Raw genomic sequence first — 18,941 nt, forward strand, 5'->3', positions numbered from 1 at the left:
TAACGGAGGTGTAAACGTGCTGTAATATGGTTGTAATCCGGTAAAAAAAGTTTAGAAAACGCTTGCAAAACAATATGTTATTTTTATTCTGGGTATGCTACAATTGTCTTACATCAATCGAACGCCATGGGGTGATGACTAATGAGTATAATTGCTGGCATCCTCGTCTGTGCATTCATTTACGTCATCCGTGAGTCCTTGATGGCTCCCGGAGAAGAGGATTACGAAAGCTGATTTATCCCGACTCTTATTCGTACCAACTACTACTGCCGTAATGCCCTCTTCCTAGAGGGCATTTTTTTGTATGCCTATAGATTCATGTTTTATGTTAAAATAATTAAGGAATATGCTACAAAAGACCTAAAAATCGGAGTGAGTTATGACGATGAATAACTATAGTACTATATATGAGGCTGTTGGAGGAGTTGCCGGCATTAAAGGCATCGTCGAGTCCTTCTATCCTAAGGTTCTGAAGAATCCATTGATTGGCCCTTTATTTCCACCGAATATTCAACCTGTCATGGAGAAACAGACGATGTTTCTGACGCAATTCTTCGGCGGTCCTTCTTTATATTCAGATGAATATGGACATCCCATGATGCGGGCAAGGCATTTGCCGTTTCCCATAACGCCGGAACGCGCGGAGGCTTGGCTTGGATGCATGCGGGAAGCCCTTGCCGAAACGGACCTGCCTGCCGAGCTGCAGGAAGTTATGCTTGACCGTCTGTCGGGACCTGCTCATCACTTTATTAATCAACAACCATAACCATAGGGAGACGTGACGAAATGGATCCACTCTATTTAACATCAATAACTTGCATTTGCTGTGAGTCCACCTACAAGACGTCACGTGTACGCCCGAGCTTTAAGAAACCATCCGGCCGGGATACCGATTTCTGCTCCCATTACAAGACGGAATTTAATCCTGATTTCTACGTCGTACGCGTATGTCCGAGATGCGGGTTCTCTGCTACGGAGAGCGGCAAGACGGCAATGACGACAGCTCAGAAGCATCTCTATCAAGAGACGCTGGGAAGCCGCTGGACTTATCGCGATTACGGCGGCACGCGTACGAAGGAGCAGGCACTGGAATGCTACAAGCTTGCGCTTATCTGCTCCGGCATTATTGATGAGAAGGAGCGCGTCATAGCGGGTATCCTTCATCATATCGCATGGCTGTACCGGTATGAGAATTTGAAGGAGCAGGAGCTTCGTTTCCTACGCCACGCACTGGATGCCTACGTCGCCGTTTTTGAAACGGAGAGCGGGTCGCTCAATAATGCGAAGCTGATGTATTTGATCGGGGAATTGAATCGCCGGATCGGTGAGCCGAATGCAGCGGTTAAGTGGTTCTCGCGGGTCGTCAATGACAAGCGGATTGAGGATGCTTCCATGATCCGGGCATGCCGCGATCAATGGCAGCTGCTTCGCGAGCAGCAGCAATTTGGCGATCATTATGAGGATGAGCCTACCGCGATGAACGCGTAAGGATTAAATAAAAGCCGTCCGAGCTTCGTGCTCGGGCGGCTTTTTGGCGTTCGTTCATGAAAATGAATTTATGCGTGGCGCAGCGCCGTGTCCGTCAGGAGATAGTCCTGGTCTGCATCGATCACCGTTACCCGGTTATGGCAGCATGGGAACACGAGAAGCTTCTTCTTGCCTGTGCGAATATCGCCAAGCTCTTTGGGTCTGAGGGGCAGCAGGACATTGTCTTTCTTGCAGAACGGGCAGCTCGGCACGTACACGTCTTTCATAATGATGTCATAAGGCCAGGCACGCTCAAAAGGAATCACGGCGTGGAATCTCCTTTATCCTCTGTGTCGTTTGCGGCATTCTTCGCAAGCTCGGCAATCTTTTGCAGCAAAATATGCTTTGGCATATGCATCAAATGCTCCAGCGGAACATTCAATTCCTTCGCCAGCTTAACCGCGGTTTCCGCTGAGAGCTGTAAGGGTTGAGACATCGTAAACACTCCTTATCGTTGGGGCTCGTCTGCATATGCAGCGCCCAGATCTGCATAGGATGGTAAATGGGACAATGATCACGTTATAATTCAGTTATACACTGCGACGATAGAATTCGCAACGCGCAGATAGAGGAGGCTCCTATGCAAACTGCATTACCCACAACTTGGAATTTGGAAAATATCTATGCGGGAGGTTCCGGTTCTGCCGCATTTAACGAGGAACTAAACGGAATGGAGCGCGATATCGATGTCCTGACACGTGAACTGTCTGCGGCTTCAGCGAGCGGTGCGCCTGCATCCCCGGATCAGCTGTCAAGCTGGACGGAAGCGGTTCAATCGATTTTGCTACGGATTCGTCAGTCGGATTCCTTCGTGGGCTGCCTGCAAGCGCAGCAGATGAAAGATACGGCGGCAAACGGGCTTAATGATCGGGTCAAAACCTTATCGGCTAAGTTCAACGGGGCATTAACTAACTTTGATGAGCTGCTGCTGCGGACAGACGATGAGAGCTGGGGGAACTGGCTGACCTCTGCCGATGCGTCACCGGTTGCTTTCGTACTGAATGAGCGACGTGAAGCAGGGAAAGAGAAGCTGCCGCCTCAATTAGAAGCGCTGGCTGCGGAGCTGGCGGTAGACGGTTACCATGGCTGGGGCGATTTCTATAACACGATCGTTTCGCGTGTTCGCTTCGAAGTCACCGAGAATGACGGGACCGTCAAGCAGCTTTCTGCCGGCCAAATGCACAATAGGCTGAGTCACAATGACCGCAGCGTGCGCGAGACTGCTTTCGCGGAGTGGGAGCGCGAATGGTCGGAACAAGGCGATCTGTGCTCAGATACCATTAACCGCATCTCAGGCTTCCGGTTAAAGCTGTACGAGAAGCGCGGCTGGACTTCGGCACTCAAGGAGCCGCTTGCGATTAACCGAATGAGCGAGGCTACGCTGAATGCGATGTGGGATGCCGTAACCGAAGGCAAGCCGCGTCTTGTCCGCTATATGGAGCGCAAGGCAAAGCTGCTGGGCCTTCCGCAGCTGGATTGGCATGATGTCAGCGCGCCGCTCGGTTCGGCGAGCAAGACAGTACCCTACAGCGAGGCGGCGGCGTTCATAACGGAGCAGTTCCGCGCGTTCAGTCCGGATCTGGCAACGTTCACGGAGATGGCGTTCCGCGAAGCGTGGATCGAAGCGGAGGATCGTCCCGGCAAACGTCCGGGCGGATTCTGTACTTCGTTTCCCAAGAGTGAGGCAACGCGGATTTTCATGACCTATTCCGGTACGCCGTCGAATATCTCCACGCTTGCTCATGAGCTGGGACATGCCTATCATCAGCATGTGATGAACGATTTGCCGCCTCTTGCGCAGGAGTATGCGAGTAACGTGGCCGAAACGGCGTCAACTTTTGCGGAGATGCTCGTATCTGACTCCGCGCTGAAGGCTGCGGTTAGTCCGGAAGAGAAGCTGGCTTTGCTCGATGATAAGCTGAATAATGCGGTTTCTTATTTTATGGATATTCACTCCCGGTTCTTGTTCGAGAAGAAGTTCTATGAGCAGCGGAAGCAGGGCATGTTGACTCAAGAAGATCTGAGCAAGCTGATGGAAGAGGCTCAGCAGGAAGGGTTCAGCGGCGCGCTTGGCAAGCTGCATCCGCATTTCTGGGCATCGAAGCTGCATTTCTATCTGACGGATGTGCCGTTCTATAACTTCCCGTATACATTTGGGTATTTGTTCAGCTGCGGTATCTATGCACAGGCGAAGAAAGAAGGCGAGTCGTTTGCGGACCGCTATGTCGCCTTACTTCGTGATACCGGTTTGATGACGGTCGAGGATTTGGCGCAGAAGCATCTTGGCGTACGTTTGGATGAGCCGGACTTCTGGCGTGAAGCGGTCAAGCTTGCTTTGGTCGACGTTGAAGAGTTCTTGGCTCTGACAGAAGAAGCGTAAGCTTCCAGTGTTAGATTGTGAAATATAGGCATAAAACCTGACATAATGTGGAATACTGATGGATAGAGAACGGTGCGGCCTTTAAGGTGACGGCGCCGTTTTTCTGTCACCGGATCAGGGTGTAGGTCGGTCCGCTTATGGAAGGAGATTGAGAGTATGCAAGTAGAGCAGACGTTTGTGATGGTTAAGCCGGATGGAGTGAAACGAGGGCTGATTGGCCCTATTATTACTCGCTTCGAGCAGAAGGGCTTTGAGCTTGCCGCGATATCACTGCGCACCATTGACCGAAAGCTAGCCGAGACGCATTATGGGGAGCTGAAGTCAAAGCCGTTCTTCGGCGAATTGGTCGATTATTTGACGTCCGGGCCGGTGTGCGCGATGATCTGGCAAGGACCTCATGCGGTTGAGAACGCGCGTGCAATCATTGGCAAGACGAATCCGGTGGAAGCCGGGCCGGGGACGATTCGAGGCGACTTCGGGATGGATATCTCGGGCAATATTGTACACGGCTCGGACTCGGACGCTAGCGCTGCGCGAGAAATTGGGCTGTTCTTCGACCGCGATCATGTTGCGCAGCCATCGGCTCCATTATTTGGCGGAACGGCTGTGGCACGGGATGAGCATTCGATTCATTAACCATATACGGAGTTCGGAGTTCCATGCACAAAAAAGCCCTCGCGTTTCTCGCATAGAGAGAACGGAGGGCTTTCGTTATGTTGTGTGAGGTTGGGAGATTTAGAACGATTCGTTGATAACCAATTTGCTAAGCGGCAAACGAGGAGTCGGACGACCCGGTGCAGCTGCTTCGCCTATCGCAATCATCATAACAGGAATGTAACGTGCAGGGATGTTCAAAGCTTCAACAAGCTTCGCTTTGTCAAAACCGCCCATAGCTACTGTGTCGTAGCCTTTCGATTTAGCTGCCAGCATCAATTGCATAGCGCCAAGACCTGCATTCTTGTTAGCCTCGTCGCGAGCAACTTGCTCGAACGAATAAGCGCCTTCGATTTGACTAACCATATTATCACGGATTTCTTGCGAAACATGGCCGGCTGCAAGCATGCCGTCAAAGATTTCGCGGCCAGTAATTTGCGCTTGCAAGTCGCCAAGAATAACGATAACAGCGGAAGCGTCGGATACTTGTTGTTGACCGTAAGCGATCGGACGAACAAGATCTTTCTGTGCTTGGTCTTGGATGACGAGGAAACGCCATTGTTGCAGGTTCCAAGAAGATGGCGCAGTTGCTGCCAGCTCAAGGATTTCGTTCAATGTCGCTTCTGGAATGACTACATCTCTTTTGTATTGACGTACGGAATGACGCTCGCGCATTACTTGCTCGGCGGATGGTGCTGCTACAGTATTGTTTTGGTTCATTTTAGGTATCTCCCTCTCCAACTGGAATGAATGTAAAAATAAGTAACTTACTTTACAAATCTAACTTACATAATTATAAGTCACTTACAAAAAATAAGCAACTACAAAATACAGGAATTCGATCTCTACATGTACACTGAATTTGGGTTGACGCCAACGCGAAAACGTGGTAAATTATGGTCAATTGTAAGAGGACGCTACGGAAGCACCGTAACGCGCAGATGATCTGCGTTGTTAGGGTGCTTTTTTGCGTCCTTTTTATCTTTCAAGCTGCCTAAGGAGTGTGAAATGGATCAGTATGAGCAAACGTAACCTACTTGTTGCTGTACAAGAATCGAGCTATATCGAACGGCTTGGCGATTTTATTCGTCAAAGCTCTTTCGGATCAGGCTGGCAGTTAACGGCCTTCACGAATCCGGCAGCGCTTCGAAGCTATATGCGCGGAGGGTATGCCGTTGATTTACTCGTCGCACAGCCAAGCTTATTGGATGAGCTGGGAGAATTGGCTGAGAGCGTGTTATCTGCAGCGCTTGTTGGGCAGGTTGGGCTTTCGCGGCATAAGCATCAAGTGCTGCAATATCAGCCATTGCCGCAGCTGCTGCAGTCATTTGCGGCCATTTATGCCTCAACTGAACGGCACGCAGTGAAGTTGACGGATGAGGGGGAGGGTGAATTGGGCGGTGAGTCTGCAGGAGGCGGCGCGAGCATTATTTCGGTGTATTCTCCTGCCGGTGGAATTGGGAAGACCACGCTTGCACTGCAGCTTGCAAGGCAGGCGGCCGCTTGCGGCGCACGCGTCTTCTATTTGAATCTGGAGCAGTGGAATGCTGCGCCGCTCTGGGACAGCAGAGATGGACGGGAGGATTTCTCTAATCTGCTGTACACATTGCAAGCGGCTCCGGATAAAGCGGCTGCGCAAATTGTTGCGCTGCGTAAGCGGCATTCGTGGCTTGGCGTAGATTTTATCGTGCCATGCGAGAATACGGAGGAACGACTGTCTATTACGGTTGAGCATGCGAAGAGGCTGCTGGGTGCCGTCAAGGCTACCGGGGAATACGACATGATTGTGGTTGATCTGGACAGTCGGTTGGATGCTGCGCACTTCGGTGTGTTTCAAGCGAGCCGCCATGTGCTCTGGCTCTTGAATCATGACCCGAGCAGCTTGCGCAAGACGGAGTTAGCTATGCAATACGGCGAGCAGAAGATGGGGCCATCCTTTGAGGCGTCGAAGGCGAAATTTCGATTTATTCGGTTAAAACCGCTCGGCGGTTCGGAAACGGAATGGCATAGCGGTAAGATCGCTTCGCTTTCGCTTACGGCCTCTGTTCCTTTTGTCAAGGAATGGGCTGCTTTCGGACAGCAGGGTGTGGCCGGTTGGTTCGATGCCCCGCAGTACCGCGGAGCCATAGAAACTCTGCTCGGCAAACTTGGCGAGCCGAAGCCGGGAGGTGAGTCCGGTGCCGCCTTTAAGGGAAGAAACAGTCCAGCTGCTCAAGGATCGAATTCGCAACCAGCTTGAGCTGGGAAGCGCGATGTCAGACGAAGAGTTCAGCTCGCGAATTGAACGAGAGGTTTTTCGCTGGTGTTTGGACCATCCCATTACGGCAGGCGAGAAAATTCAACTGGTCCGGAGATTGTTTCATGCTTTCCGCGGCTTGGATCTCTTACAGCCGCTTATGGATGATCCGGCCGTTACGGAGATCATGATCAACTCCCATCAGGAGATGTTCGTGGAGCGTACGGGACAATTGTCGAGGCTGCCGATGGCTTTTGAAAGTAAAGAGCGGCTGGAGGATTTGATTCAATCCGTAGTTGCGGGAGTCAACCGCGTAGTGAATGAATCTACGCCGATCGTTGATGCCAGGCTGAAGGATGGTTCAAGGATCCATATCGTGCTGCCGCCGGTTGCATTGAAAGGACCGACCATGACGATTCGAAAGTTTCCCGAGCGGCCGCTGCTGATGGATGATTTGATCGAATGCGGTGCACTGTCTTCTGAGGCTGCTTCCATGCTGAGCAAGCTTGTAAGGGCCAAATACAATATCTTCATTAGCGGCGGGACAGGTTCGGGCAAAACAACCTTCCTTAATGCCCTTACTCAGTTCATTCCGGAGGACGAACGGATCGTAACCATTGAAGATGCGGCCGAGCTGCAAATTCGCACGGTTCCCAATTTGGTCTCGCTGGAGACCCGCAATGCGAACACGGAAGGCAAAGGCGCCATTTCCATGCGTGAGCTGATTCGAGCTTCGCTGCGAATGAGGCCGAATCGAATCGTTGTAGGCGAGGTGCGAGGCGGAGAAGCGATCGATATGCTGGCTGCGATGAACACCGGTCATGATGGGAGCTTGTCCACCGGTCATAGTAACAGCGCTCGGGATATGATTGCCCGATTGGAAACGATGGTGCTGAGCGGTGCGGATTTGCCCATCGCTGTCATCAGGCAGCAAATTAGCTCAGCTATCGATATCATCGTGCATTTATCCCGCTTGCGCGATCGGTCGAGGCGAGTCATTGAAATATCCGAGGTCATCGGCGTTCGGGACGGCGAGGTCATGCTGCAATCCCTTTACCGGTTTCAAGAGGATGGAGAGCGTGAAGGTCGCGTGCTCGGCGCATTGCGAAGATGCGAGAATATGAAGCTGCAGGGGACGTGGAAGCTGCAGATGGCGGGTATGACCGCAGCTGAGATTGAAGCTGGAATCACGGAAGGTGAAGGCGCTTGAAGAGCACCCATACCGACTGGAAGCACTGGCTTGGATGGACAAGTACGGCTTCACTAGCAGGGGGTGCAGGTGCAGAGGAGCTGCCTTGCTACTGGGAGTACCGATTGTCCAATCGGCAATTCCGGATGGCAGCGGTTGTTGGCGGACTTCTTGTTTTTGCTGCCGCATTCTTGTTTTATCGTTCCGTTATTGCTGCGCTTGTCCTGTCGTCGGCAGGTATCCTCGCTCCTCGCATCCACAGGCGGTCCTTGCTGGAGCAGCGGAGATTACGGTTGGCTATTCAATTTAAAGAAGCGCTCTATTCAATCGCATCTTCACTTGCCGCAGGCCGTTCCGTCGAGAACGCTTTCGTCACCGCGCTCGAGGATCTCAGACTGCTCTATCCCAATCCGAAGACTGAGATTCTGGTCGAATTTGAAATTCTTTCGGCGAGAATGGGCTACGGGGAATCGCTTGAGCAGGGGCTGATCGATTTCAGCAGGCGTGCGCAAATCGATGATATTTCACAGTTCGCCGATGTTTTTACAACCTGTAAACGATCCGGAGGCGATTTGGTCGAAGTGATCAGACGTACCTCGCAGATGATCGGCGAGAAGCTGGATGTGCAGCAGGAAATTGCCGTCATGGTAGCGCAGAAACGGTTGGAATCCCGGATTATGATGGCGGTCCCGTTTGTTTTTCTAGCTTTCCTGAGCTTAACGGCGCCGGACTATATGGCCTCTTTATACAGCGGGATTGGTTACGTCATACTGACAGCCGCACTCATTCTGCTCGGGCTTTGCTTTCTGCTGATGGCGAGAATTATGAATATCCGCATGTAATTGTTGAAGGGGGCGCATTAGCTGCTGTCTATTGTTGTTGGTTCTTTACTTACTGCTGTATGGGGTTGGGCTTTGCTGCGAGGCGGTCGGCATGACAAGAGATGCCAGGTGGTGGGCATCGCAGAACGATTCGTGGCCCTCCCCTTTCGTTATTTGCTGGAGCAGAGCGGATTATTAAACCGAATCCAGCCCTTTCTCGCGAGCTTGCACGGGAGGCTGTTTATTCTTAACGGGCGCAGCTGGACGGTAGAAGCAACAAGCGGTTTCGTCGCCATGTCCGTTGGGACAGGCTATGCGGCAGCATGTGCGGGAGCATTGCTTAGTGTTCTAAGTAAGGAGCAGACACTGCTGTATATTGGCATGCTGCTTGGTATCCTTCTGCCTGCTGCGAAATGGCGGGATACCGCCGCTAAAGTGGAGCGCCGCAAGCAGGATATTTTACTGCTGCTGCCTGAGGTGATCAGCAAGCTGATGTTATTGCTCGGAGCGGGAGAGACGCTGCAGCGCGCATTGGTGCGAGCCGGCGAGCGAAAAGATGAGAAGAGCGGAAATCCGCTGTTCATCGAGCTTCGCAAAGTGAACGAAGCCGTGCGTAATGGCGAATCTTTTTCAGCGGCAATGGAGACGCTGAGTCGGCGCTGCGGCGTGCAGGAGGTGTCGCTGTTTACGACAACACTGCTGCTGAATTATCGCCGCGGGGGCGATCAGCTTGTCCTTTCCTTGAAGGAGCTCTCTTATTCCTTATGGGAGAAACGTAAATCCGTAGCCCGTGCAAGAGGTGAAGAAGCTTCCTCGAAGCTTGTATTTCCCCTTGTCGGTATTTTTATGGTGCTCATGGTGCTTGTCGCCTCACCCGCCATCTTAATGATGCGCGGTTAACTACTACGAATAGAGGAGCGGTTGGATATGAAGAACATGAAAGGCGCACTACTTGCATTTTGGGAGGATGAGGATGGCCTAGGTACGCTTGAGATCGTACTCATCATTGCCGTAGTCATCATACTGGCACTGCTTTTCAAAGATTGGATTATTGCGTTGATGGAGAAATTGATGGGCGATGCGGATGATAAAGCGAACGAAATTTTCAACTAGAATCGCAAGGTGGCGCGTACTGGCGGTCCGAGAGAATGGCAGCTTTACACTTGAATCGAGTTTGGTATTTCCCATGATTTTCGCTGCGCTTATCACGCTTCTGATGCTTGGCATGTATACCTATCAGAAGGTTGTCCTGTATACAGTTGCCTCCCAAACGGCAGAGAGAACCGCTTTCCGCTGGGATAACAGTGCCAGAAATGCTGTCAGCGGAATAGGCGTGACCGGCAAGTATGACGGATTATATTGGCGTCTATCTGACAATGGGGCACTGCAAACGTTGTTCGGATCTGAAGGTGGCGATCAAGGCGGCTTGAGTATTCCGATCGGTAACGCCTCGGCTTCACCTACGAGCGATGAGAGAAGCTCTGGTAGTGAATCTCTTCCTCTTAAGAAGATGGCACCTGGAGCAGTCAAAGTTCGAGAGCCGATCGAAGGAGTCATGATATATGACGGTGTATGGGTGAAACGAATTGACGTGAAGCTCCGTCAGCCATTATCGATCCCTCCGCTGGAAGCGATCTTTGGTCATTCGGAGCCAATGGCCGTAACGGATGCTGTCATAGTCGATCCTGTTGAGCTCATTCGGAACGTGGATCTGGTCCGGTATTATGCGGGTAGAGCGGCAGGTCAGTCTGAACAAGGCAAGGAACAAGCCCGTGAAGTGCTGCATAATCGGCAATCTCTTCAGGATCAGGCGCAATAGGAGGCAGATCAACATGCACCGATGGATGGATAAAAGTCGGCATGATGCCCCTAAACGGGCATTCTTCTGGAGGAGCGGTGACGGCGCCGTTTCGATTTACTTGATCGTTTCGACGGCAGCCATGCTGCTGTTTATGGCGCTGCTCATCGATTTTGCACGCATTGCGGCTTTTGAGAAACAGAGCAGACTCGCTGCCCAATCCGGCATTCGGTCCGCTTTATCTGCTTATGACGGGGCTTTATATGAGGAATATGGTCTATTCGGTGCAGGCGGTTCCGATCGTGGCGAATTGTTCGCGCAGGCAGTCTCGCATAATTGGACTTCGGATGAAGGGGGATTCAGACTCCTTGATGGAAGAACGGAAGCTTCGCATGTAGACAGCTATGAGGTATTAGGGCTTCATCAGGTGTTTAACAGGCAGGTGCTGGAGGAGATGAAATATAAAGCCCCGATAGATTTTACATTGGAAGTAGCCTCGAAGTTTGCGCCCATTGCCTCTGCGATGAAGGAAGCCTCGATGTCGGTGGAACTGCTGGAGCGGGTTCGTCAGCTTTACGATGAACGGGAGAAGCGACTGCAAGAAGTGATCGCCATTCAGAAACAGGCGGCTGCAGGCGTTAAGAATGCAGTGGGATCGCAGATTACCGGATCAGCTCGTGATCTGGTGAGTCTATATGGTTCTTATGAACAGTGGATCAGAGAAGATGCGGTACGCACCATGGATGAATTGCCCCCTCTTCGTACAGATGCGATTAATTTCTATCGAAGCTACTCTAGCAATGAAGCTCATTCAATCGTGTTGAAGCTGAATGAAGCGGTCAGTCGTCAACGCGAGTCGGAGCGAAAGGCAGTGATTTTGCTTCAAGCAGCAGAGGGATTGAATAAGGCCATGGAAGATGCAGTGAAACGGATGAAAGAAGAAGGAACAGGTGACGGATATGACCGGATGAACCGCGGGGAACTCGCCGGGCAGCAAGCCGGTTCATTCCAAACCGAAGAACTGTCGCCGCTTCGAGAATCGCGTGATGCCGCAGAAGGACTCGTACTGGATCAAGCTTGGTTTGAGGCTTACGAGAAAGAACTGAGCCGGCAAACAGCCGATATCGAGCAGGCAGCTGCAATGGCCGCGTTGTTCCGTCAAGCGATTCTCACTGCAGTTGGCGGAACCGGCAAGTCCGAACTATTGCGAGAATCCTATCAGCAGCTTGAAGGTGCTTATAACATTTATGGAGAGCGCTATTTTCAACCGGGTACTGTCATTCATAGCAGGCAGACGGAAATGGAGAGCCGGCAGTCCAGCGATCAAGAACGAAAGTCGAATGAAGCGGCAGCCGAATCCAAATGGTTGCAAGTGAAACAGCAGCTGCAATCGATGATGTCTACTCCGAATCAGGAGGACCACCGCGAGGCATTCCGTGAAGTGAAGCAGCGAATGGAAGCAAATCTGAAATTCAATAAAGTTGCAGTGTCTTCGCTTCGAGACGATGATTCAACTGGCAGTGGGGACACAGATGTCGAGGCCGGTGAGAAGGCAAGGATATCGATGACTTCCATGGGAAAGATCTTCAGCGGAATGGCGGATGTACTTGAAGGGATCAGAGATCCGCTCTATGTGAATGAACACATCGTTCATCGGTTTCACTCTTTCGATCCGATGCTGTTCTCCTCTTTGCTCGCGGGAGGTCAAGCGAATACAGAAGCCTTCGCTTCCGCACTCGCTCTCCGGAATCAAGAGGTCGAATATGTTTTGTATGGTTTTCATGAGCCTGCAGCGAATGTGGCAGCCGCGTATGGTGAGCTGTTCGCTGCAAGGCTGGCGATTCGGACGATGGAAGGGTTTATTGCATCAAGAGGTTTGGGACATCCATTATTAGTCCTCTCTGCTGCGGTGCTCTACGGTTTAGAGAAATCGCTTGCCGATATGATTACGATTTCCCGGCAAGGGAAAGTGGAGCTTTCCAAATATGCTCCCGTGGAATTGAGTTACTTGGATTATTTAAGAGTTTTCCTGCTATTGCATGGCAGCGGCGAAGCCAAGACAGCGCGCATGATCGCTGTCATCGAGCGTAACTTAGGCGGCGTTTCATTATTAAGTGTTTCCACAGGATTGACGGGAGAGCTGACTTCCTCCGTGAAGCTGTGGTTTTTGCCCGGGCTCATGAAGAGCTTTACTAGCACGGGTATTCTGAGCGGAAAGGTTAAGGGCAACCGTTATGAAGCGACGCATACCATTGGCTGGTCGTACGGGTAGACGAAGCGGCGAGAGCGGAAGCATCACATTAGAAGCGGCTTTACTGCTTCCGATTGTGCTTATGGTCGTGATTTTCTTTATAGGTTTGATCCGGCTAAATACGGTGCAAATGGCGCTTCATAGTACGGTATCCCAAACGGTACGGCAGGCTGCGGCGAATATCCACCCGGTCGATTTAGCGCTGCAGAAGCTTAGCTCATCTGTGGGAGCTGCTCAAGAATCGGGATCCGCAGAAAGTGCGGTGACGGAACCTCAGGCAGAGGCGGGAGCTGCAACTGTAGCAAAATCGGATTCGGAAGTTGGAGTAAAGGCGGTTTTACCAACGGTATTGGAACAATTACCGGGAGTCGATGTCATTGCCGAGAAGCTGGAAGATTGGCTTCCGGCTCCGGCCGGACTGCTCCTTTCATCGGCATTGCAGGGGGATTGGAAGCCGGTAGCGGATGCTGCGGCAACTGAAGCCGGAAGAGGCATTATCGAACCGCTTCTTCGCCAAGAAGCCGATAAGTCTGTGCTCGATCCCGAGGAGCTGCGTCTGAGCAAGCTTTCGCTTCCTGATCTGAAGAATAAGTCAGAGGTTTCCCTTCTCATCGAGGCAGAGTACGAGTTCAAGCTGGGATTTCCATTTACGAAGAAGTCGATTGTACTGAAGGAGCGGGCACAAGAACGGGTATGGGTGCGTGATTCTATTCCGGCACCTCAGGACCAAGAGTCGGCGCAATCCGATGAAGCGCCGATTCAAATCGTTCTTCTCGAGCCGTCACCGGCTAACCCTGGACGGCGGGCACGAGTCGTCGTTAAGACAAGCCCGGGTAGAAAACTGTCCATTCAAGTCATTTACAAGAGCGGACATAGTGTAGCTAAGCATCTGGGGGATACCTACACCGACAATGATGGATTCGCGGAATGGACATGGCTAATATCGGGAAACACCACTCCCGGTGTATGGGAACTTATTGTTACGGCAAGTGAAGGTTCATCGCGTGCGGCCAGACATTTTGTGGTGGAGAAGAGAACTGCTCAGTAAGAGCGGGACGGAGGTTCCGGATGATGGCTCCTATCGAGGTTGTTTTAGCAGCGTTGTTGATTGGAATTGCTTTTGTTTGTGATGTAAGGGCGATGCGTATTCCGAACAAGCTGACATTATCATTCTTCTCAGCCGGACTTATTTATCATTTAAGCAGTGATGGTTTGAGCGGAGCGGCATTCTCATTATTAGGCGTGCTGGCCGGCGTGTTTCCGCTGCTTGCCTTATATTTGCTCAAGGGCATTGGGGCGGGGGATGTGAAGCTGTTCGGGGCACTGGGTGCGCTGGTTGGGGCTGCCTTTTCCTTGCAAGTCCTTATGTATTCCATATTGTATGGGGGACTGTTTGGGATCGTGGTTCTGGTCATGAATCAAACCTTTGCAAAACGGCTGATGGTATTTACGGTCTCGCTGTTGGCCTTAAGTCGAAATTTGCACGCAGATGGCTTTACGCCGCTGAAGAAGGATGGTTTGCGATTCCCGTTTATGATCGCCGTTGTGCCTGGGGCAATTACGGCCTGCTGCTTCATGCGTGAATGGCCGTTCAACGGATAGGAAGGAGAGGAACGTTAATGGTGTGTAAAGAACTACGGGTCGATTATACGATGAAGCGCGGACTTGAAATGATCGTTGATATGGAGTCCGGCATTTCGAGAGAGCAGCTTGATCAAATCGAAATAAAGATGCTGCAAAGCCAGCGCATTCCGAAAATGCTTCCTGTGGAATGGGTCGACATCGACGGGAAAATGTCATTTCGATATCTCATCAACGGCAAACGAATCTTACTTCATCGGATGCAGACTCAGCAGCTGACGATGGTTCAATTCTATGCCTTGCTGCTCGGAATCGTCGAAGCATTGGATGATTGTAAACAATACATGCTCCGGGAAGACGGCTTTATGATCCACGAGCAGTACATTTATATGGGTGATAATTGGGAGGATCCCGAGCTAGCGTACGTACCGCTGCGCGATACAAGCATCGTCTCTTCGGCAAGTGAAGCGGTGCTGGCTATGGCTATTCGCTGGGTTGGTTATATCGTGGAGCCCGATGGAGCGGGTTTACAGCAAATATTTCAGCATTTAAGAGGGGAGTATGTCGCTTGGGGGCAGCTCAGACGGACTCTGCTTGCCCTTCTTGGAAGTGCGTACAGAGAGTCATCCGGGTCCGGGGATTTGCTGCCTCAAGCTGCAAGGCCGGTCGATGCGGTTGCTGACCTTCCTTCTTCGTTTGTATTGAAGAACGAAGCTGTGCCGCCGAGAGGGACAAATGCATTTCGTAGGGAAGATGAGCATGCGCACAATAATCAGCTCGATGGGGGAGTTGAGCTTCCACTAACGGAACTGCCTGTCCAAGAGAGAGCAGCTTCATCAATAAAGCCGGGCTGGATGCTGGGAGCGGGTGTGCTTATTATCTCCGCGGTCATTTGGCGCTTTCTCTATTTGCCGTCTCCATCTCAGACCAGTCTGCTGATCTGCTCTGGTTTAACGCTCATGACAGCAGCTGCAGCTCTAATGATGAATCGCAGGATGAGTTCAGACGTGAGGAGGAAAGAAGAGGACGATGGTTGGAATGAGGGGCAGGGGTGGCCGGCCGAGGATGGATTCGTACCTAATTCCATGCCCATCCACGTTAAAAGGCAGGTGAAGTCATACCGAGAAGAGTTTATGGAGGATGATGTTCAACCTGCAATGAAGGCAAACGGAATTCCATTCACACCGCTGCTGCACGTCGGAAATACAACATCTTTAGAAGCGTCGTCAAACGATGCAACAGTGTTGCTTGGTCAACATGCAGAGCTCCAAAGCGGAACGGATAAGAGCGCTCCTTGTCTCGAACGCTCGGTGGAGGGAGAGTCGATGGTGGTGGTCAAACTGGAACAGGATCGGTTTATAATCGGGCGAGCGAGTGAGGGAGTGGACCACGTGGACCTGTCCTCTGGTATATCCAGAGCGCATCTGGAATTATGCGAGAAGCAAGGCAGCTGGACGGCGAAAGATCTGGGTTCGCGCAATGGGAGTACTCTTAACGGAGTTACTATGATTTCATATAAAGTCTATCCGCTAAAGGATAACGATTCGATACGGCTGGCCGGCGATAGAGGACCGCAATATATATTCCGATCGGGCTTGCCCTCCGGCCCCGCACAACAAGCAGGCTGAAGGGCGGCCCCGATAGGGTAAGGCTCATTAATTTATGTGTAAGTTCGACTGGGTCAAAGCTCTTATTCTTACTTCCCGCCTACTAACTGACGCAGCGCATCTTGAACGGTATCATAACGAAACTCGAACCCGAGCTCCAATGCCTTGCGCGGGACCGCTCTTGAACCTTCGAGCAGCAGGAAGGATAGTTCACCGAGGACGGCCTTGAGCACGAATGCCGGCACCGGAAACCAATGCGGTCTTCTCATGGCTTTGCCGATTGCTCTTCCGAATTCATTGTTCGTAACGGGTTCCGGTGCGCAGGCGTTGACCGGTCCCTGTATATTCGGTTCATCGAGGCAGAACAGAATCAGTCGAATCATATCGTCTTCATGGATCCAAGGGATCCACTGTTTGCCGCTTCCTATTCTTCCGCCTGCGAGTAACCGATAGGGCAGCAGCATCTTAGGAAAGGCACCGCCATTCATGCCAAGCACAAGTCCGATCCGCAGCTTCACAAGCCGCTTGACCTCTATACGATTCGCAGCGGCTTCCCACTTCTCTACGACAGATGCGAGGAAATCATTGATGTGAGCAGGGCTCCACTCATCGCTGACTTGATTGCGGTCGGTACCGTAGATGGAGATTCCGGATGCGTTTACAACGACGGACGGTTTACGCTGAAGTGCTTCCACGACTTTACCGATCGCACGTGCCGCATTCAGTCTCGATTGCAATATAGCGCTCTTGCCTTCTTTCGTCCAGCGGCGACTGATGGATTCCCCGGCCAGATTGACGATTGCGTCGATCCCTTCCAGCTTAACGGGCGACTCGGCCAGCTTGGACCAAGTGATCGTATGCAGCTTCGGATTCGAGCTCATCTGTTTCTCAGACCTGGAGATGATCCATACTTCATCCCCTCGCTGCAGGAGTGCATCGACAAGCATAGCCCCGACATATCCCGTTCCTCCGGTAACCGCTACCTTCATACAGAGACCTCCTTAAACTCCAATCAGAGCATCCAATTTCTTCAATAATACTGCAAAAGCCGCCCAAGCGGGCGGCTTATTTGTTAAGTAAATGTGTATAGGCGGAATAGTCAATCTGTTCCTTCTCCAGAAACGAAACCAAGCTGCGGTAATCGCGCTTAGGCGTTGCCCGAATATAACCTTCAATACAGTGATTGCGCGACACTTCCGATGCGCCGCCTTCAACGGCTACTTGAGCGATTTTGGCTGCAATGGAATGTCTGGCAATGTCCCGAAACGCACTTGGTACTGGGGAGACGAGCTGATCCAGAAAACTCTTGGAATCTTCCGGCCACATGCCGCGGCTGCGTTCTACCCAATAGTTCTGCCAATCCAGCTTGGACTTGCCATCCCGCATTGGGAGCACCTTAAGGAATTTACGAAACATAAAATAGCCGCCGATCGACATAAAGCCAATCATCACGATTGCCCAAAACAATATAAAATACATAAACCAATTTGGTGCCATTCGATTTATTCACCTCTAGCCAACTCAGATATGCGAATTATGCGTAACAAATTGTTTCCATTATAAGCGATGACGTCTATCTCCCGCAACCGACAAGGCATTTCCCGCATGATACGAAAGTATCCAAACTTTCCTTCCGGTCAAACGCCTAGATTTATTTGAGTATTCCTTGTAAAATAGGAAGGACAAGCGTTTGCGAGGAACCGGACACCTAGTAGTCCGTGCCTTGTAACGAAAGGAGCGAAAGAGTCCATGTTAAAAATCGGATCCCACGTTTCATTTTCCGATAAAGGGCTGCTAACCGCAGCGAACGAAGCCGTATCTTACGGATCAAGCACTTTCATGATTTACACCGGCGCACCGCAGAATACACGGCGTAAACCGATTGAAGATTTATATATTCCGGATGGCAGAGACGCAATGGGCAAGGCGGGAATTGACGAGATCGTCGTTCATGCCCCCTATATCGTGAACCTCGGTTCTTACAAAGAAGACACGTTTGAATTGGCAGTCCGCTTCCTGCAGGAAGAAATTCGCCGTACAGACGCGATCGGCGTACGCAATATCGTGCTTCATCCAGGTGCTTACACCGACAAGGATGCGGAGTACGGGATTGCTCGCATCGCAGAAGGTTTGAATGAAGTGCTGAACGGCACGAAAGAAACCAATGTAAACATCGCGCTTGAAACAATGGCAGGAAAAGGCACTGAAATCGGCCGCAGCTTCGATGAGCTTGCAGCGATTATTGACAAAGTAGCTGCCAACGACCGCCTGACCGTTTGTATGGATACATGCCATATGCATGATGCCGGTTATGACATCGTCGATGATATCGATGGCGTGCTGACCGAGTTTGACCGCATTGTCGGCCTTAACCGCGTCGCCGTTGTCCATGTGAATGACAGCAAAAACCCGCGCGGAGCGGGTAAAGACCGTCACGCACCGATCGGTGCGGGCTGGATCGGACACGATGCAATCCGTAATATCGTGCATCACGAAGCGCTCAAAGGACGTCCGTTTATCCTGGAGACGCCGTGGATTGGTCAAGAGGACAAAACGCAGCGTCCAATGTACGAAGCGGAAATTGCTTTGCTTCGCGGCGATGCGCACACGCGTTTCGGCGGAGAATTCTTGGAGGATGTGGAGCGTCTGCACCATTTCTTCAATAAACAGGACATCAACCACCGCGGCTACGTACTGTCCGTTTGGGATGTACTGAAGAATGACGCGAAAGCGAAGAAAGCCGATCCGCGCGAGCCGATGGATCGTTTGTATGACCTTGTAGCCGAGCACCGTATTTTGCCGGAGCTTTCGGAAGAAGCCATCAATCAACGGATTACGGCTTGGTTCGCGGGCGAAAAGCTGCTTGTGAACGCATAAGCTGACCTATAGCTACTCTA

20 protein-coding genes are annotated in these 18,941 nt (G+C 51.5%); 15 read left to right on the forward strand and 5 right to left on the reverse strand.

The features are described 5' to 3' along the window. Window positions 1–385 precede the first annotated feature (385 nt). A complete protein-coding gene (locus tag BM412_RS00725; protein ID WP_091220043.1) occupies window positions 386–766 on the forward strand; it encodes a globin domain-containing protein in 381 nt (126 codons plus the stop codon). 20 nt (window positions 767–786) lie between these two features. Further along, window positions 787–1,488, forward strand: coding sequence for a DUF2225 domain-containing protein (locus BM412_RS00730; protein WP_091212508.1), 702 nt, complete (start codon window positions 787–789; stop codon window positions 1,486–1,488). 68 nt (window positions 1,489–1,556) lie between these two features. On the opposite strand, the gene BM412_RS00735 is transcribed toward BM412_RS00730, so the two are convergent. Beyond that, window positions 1,557–1,793, reverse strand: a complete 237-nt coding sequence (locus BM412_RS00735) for a hypothetical protein (RefSeq protein WP_091212510.1) — start codon at window positions 1,791–1,793, stop codon at window positions 1,557–1,559. Continuing rightward, window positions 1,790–1,963: a YycC family protein gene (locus tag BM412_RS00740; protein WP_091212512.1), complete on the reverse strand. Its 174-nt coding sequence runs from the start codon at window positions 1,961–1,963 to the stop codon at window positions 1,790–1,792. The genes BM412_RS00735 and BM412_RS00740 overlap by 4 nt, the downstream gene beginning before the upstream one ends. A 144-nt stretch (window positions 1,964–2,107) precedes the next feature. Between BM412_RS00740 and BM412_RS00745 the strand changes: the two genes are divergently transcribed. Then, complete coding sequence (locus BM412_RS00745) at window positions 2,108–3,907, forward strand: M3 family oligoendopeptidase (RefSeq protein ID WP_091212515.1); 1,800 nt, start codon at window positions 2,108–2,110, stop codon at window positions 3,905–3,907. Window positions 3,908–4,063: 156 nt separating this feature from the next. After that, complete coding sequence (gene ndk / locus BM412_RS00750; protein WP_091212517.1) at window positions 4,064–4,543, forward strand: nucleoside-diphosphate kinase; 480 nt, start codon at window positions 4,064–4,066, stop codon at window positions 4,541–4,543. 99 nt (window positions 4,544–4,642) lie between these two features. Here the strand turns inward: ndk and BM412_RS00755 are convergent, their stop codons facing one another. Beyond that, window positions 4,643–5,281, reverse strand: a complete 639-nt coding sequence (locus BM412_RS00755; protein WP_091212520.1) for a nitroreductase family protein — start codon at window positions 5,279–5,281, stop codon at window positions 4,643–4,645. Between the two features lie 298 nt (window positions 5,282–5,579). Between BM412_RS00755 and BM412_RS00760 the strand changes: the two genes are divergently transcribed. From BM412_RS00760 to BM412_RS00805, 10 genes are all read left to right on the forward strand, one after another. Further along, window positions 5,580–6,800: a P-loop NTPase family protein gene (locus BM412_RS00760; protein ID WP_091212523.1), complete on the forward strand. Its 1,221-nt coding sequence runs from the start codon at window positions 5,580–5,582 to the stop codon at window positions 6,798–6,800. Further along, window positions 6,739–8,007, forward strand: coding sequence for a TadA family conjugal transfer-associated ATPase (locus BM412_RS00765; RefSeq protein WP_256256061.1), 1,269 nt, complete (start codon window positions 6,739–6,741; stop codon window positions 8,005–8,007). The genes BM412_RS00760 and BM412_RS00765 overlap by 62 nt, the downstream gene beginning before the upstream one ends. Further along, a complete protein-coding gene (locus BM412_RS00770; RefSeq protein ID WP_256256062.1) occupies window positions 8,004–8,828 on the forward strand; it encodes a type II secretion system F family protein in 825 nt (274 codons plus the stop codon). Before BM412_RS00765 ends, BM412_RS00770 begins: the two co-directional genes overlap by 4 nt. A gap of 108 nt (window positions 8,829–8,936) precedes the next feature. Next, window positions 8,937–9,707 (forward strand): type II secretion system F family protein, encoded by a 771-nt coding sequence (locus tag BM412_RS00775; RefSeq protein ID WP_143111535.1) that lies wholly within the window; start codon window positions 8,937–8,939, stop codon window positions 9,705–9,707. A 27-nt stretch (window positions 9,708–9,734) separates the two neighbouring features. Next, entirely contained in the window at window positions 9,735–9,920 is a 186-nt protein-coding gene (locus tag BM412_RS00780) for a Flp1 family type IVb pilin (RefSeq protein ID WP_091212528.1), read from the forward strand. Continuing rightward, on the forward strand, window positions 9,886–10,626 hold the full coding sequence (locus BM412_RS00785) for a hypothetical protein (protein ID WP_143111536.1): 741 nt from the start codon (window positions 9,886–9,888) through the stop codon (window positions 10,624–10,626). Before BM412_RS00780 ends, BM412_RS00785 begins: the two co-directional genes overlap by 35 nt. Before the next feature lie 13 nt (window positions 10,627–10,639). Further along, window positions 10,640–12,877 carry a hypothetical protein gene (locus BM412_RS00790; protein WP_091212532.1) on the forward strand — a complete coding sequence of 746 codons (2,238 nt, stop codon included), beginning with the start codon at window positions 10,640–10,642 and terminating at the stop codon, window positions 12,875–12,877. Beyond that, entirely contained in the window at window positions 12,840–13,904 is a 1,065-nt protein-coding gene (locus BM412_RS00795) for a TadE/TadG family type IV pilus assembly protein (protein WP_143111537.1), read from the forward strand. Before BM412_RS00790 ends, BM412_RS00795 begins: the two co-directional genes overlap by 38 nt. A 23-nt stretch (window positions 13,905–13,927) precedes the next feature. Continuing rightward, a complete protein-coding gene (locus BM412_RS00800) occupies window positions 13,928–14,458 on the forward strand; it encodes an A24 family peptidase (protein ID WP_177245594.1) in 531 nt (176 codons plus the stop codon). A 17-nt stretch (window positions 14,459–14,475) separates the two neighbouring features. Then, window positions 14,476–16,065: a DUF6382 domain-containing protein gene (locus BM412_RS00805; protein ID WP_177245595.1), complete on the forward strand. Its 1,590-nt coding sequence runs from the start codon at window positions 14,476–14,478 to the stop codon at window positions 16,063–16,065. 68 nt (window positions 16,066–16,133) lie between these two features. Here the strand turns inward: BM412_RS00805 and BM412_RS00810 are convergent, their stop codons facing one another. Then, entirely contained in the window at window positions 16,134–17,033 is a 900-nt protein-coding gene (locus BM412_RS00810) for a TIGR01777 family oxidoreductase (RefSeq protein WP_091212541.1), read from the reverse strand. Between the two features lie 76 nt (window positions 17,034–17,109). Continuing rightward, on the reverse strand, window positions 17,110–17,541 hold the full coding sequence (locus tag BM412_RS00815) for a DUF2621 family protein (protein ID WP_091212544.1): 432 nt from the start codon (window positions 17,539–17,541) through the stop codon (window positions 17,110–17,112). 252 nt (window positions 17,542–17,793) lie between these two features. Here BM412_RS00815 and BM412_RS00820 point away from each other — a divergent pair, with 252 nt between their 5' ends. Next, complete coding sequence (locus BM412_RS00820; RefSeq protein ID WP_091212546.1) at window positions 17,794–18,921, forward strand: deoxyribonuclease IV; 1,128 nt, start codon at window positions 17,794–17,796, stop codon at window positions 18,919–18,921. Window positions 18,922–18,941: the final 20 nt, after the last annotated feature.

The sequence above is a fragment of the Paenibacillus sp. BC26 genome (assembly GCF_900116125.1).
GTDB classification, from domain to species: domain Bacteria; phylum Bacillota; class Bacilli; order Paenibacillales; family Paenibacillaceae; genus Paenibacillus_Z; species Paenibacillus_Z lignilyticus.